1 protein-coding gene and 1 pseudogene are annotated in these 1,056 nt (G+C 70.2%); both read left to right on the top strand.

Going from position 1 to position 1,056, the window contains the following annotated elements:
* Positions 1-367: TOBE domain-containing protein (locus BIS11_RS18415; RefSeq protein ID WP_253586842.1), on the top strand; the 367-nt coding region annotated here is incomplete at its 5' end.
* An 11-nt stretch (positions 368-378) separates the two neighbouring features.
* Positions 379-1,056 (top strand): annotated as a pseudogene (locus BIS11_RS18410) (ABC transporter substrate-binding protein); the annotation flags it as partial.

The following is a 1,056-nucleotide window of genomic DNA, read 5'->3' as shown; positions in this document are numbered from 1 at the left end:
GATCAACCAGATCGCGACGAGTTCGCGTCTGGGTCGCAGGCTCGATCGAGACGCCGTCGCGCATACCCTGGCCCTTCGCCCCGAGGACCTTCAGCTGGCACCGGTCGATGCCCCCGGCACCGTGGCGGCCCGGGTACAGAGCGTGATGCCCACCGGCGGCAGCTGGGTACTGGAGCTTCTCGTCGACGACCACGCGCTCCAGCTCTCGACGCAGCACCGCCCGCAGGTCCGCGCCGGCGACGCCGTCGGCTGTCGTATCGACCTGCAGTACCTGCACCGTTTCGATCTGGACGGGAACCGCCTGGAAAGCGGCGCCCGCCCGACACTTCACCGCTGCTCGTCCATCGCCTACATGCAGGCCGTTTGAAGGAGTTTTCCATGCGCTACTTGACCACGCTCGCCGCGGCCCTGGGCCTTGCCTCGACGTCGCTCGCCCTGGCCCAGCCCACCGACTCCGAGGAGGCCCTGCTCGACGCCGCACGCCAGGAGCCGCCGCTTTCGATCTACGACTCGACGGGCAAGATCGTCGAGCAGGCCGCCCGCTTCGCCGCCCGGTACGGGCTCCAGGCCGAAGGCGTGAAGTCGAAGGCGCCCCACACCCTGGAGCGGCTGATTCGCGAAGCCCAGGCCGGCAACGTCCAGACCGACGTGGCGATCCTCGCCGACGCGCCGGCGGTGGTGGCCCAGCTGCTCGAGACCGGCTTCGCCACGAGCTGGTTTCCCGACGAGTTCGCCGATCACGTCGACGAGCGCTACCGCGACCCGCTGGCCGTGGTGATGGCGCCCAACGTGTGGGCCTACAACACCGCGCTGCACGATACCTGCCCGGTCGACAACGTCTGGGCGCTGACCGAGCCCGAGTGGGCGCGCCGCGTCACCCTGCAGGACCCGCTCGGCAAGCCCTCCTACGTCGACTGGTTCAACCAGATGGCCCAGCACGACGATGCGGCGATGGCCGCCGCCTACGAGGCTCACTTCGGCCAGCCGCTGCCGCCGGGCGAAGAAAGCGCCACCGCCGCCTGGGTCAAGGCGCTGGCGGCCATCGCCGCATCGTCG

Origin of the sequence: Halomonas sp. 707D4, assembly GCF_024158685.1 — a bacterium.
In the GTDB taxonomy this organism is placed as follows: domain Bacteria; phylum Pseudomonadota; class Gammaproteobacteria; order Pseudomonadales; family Halomonadaceae; genus Vreelandella.
The sequence above is the reverse complement of the archived record's forward strand: the minus strand, read 5'-3'. Positions and strand labels throughout refer to the sequence as shown.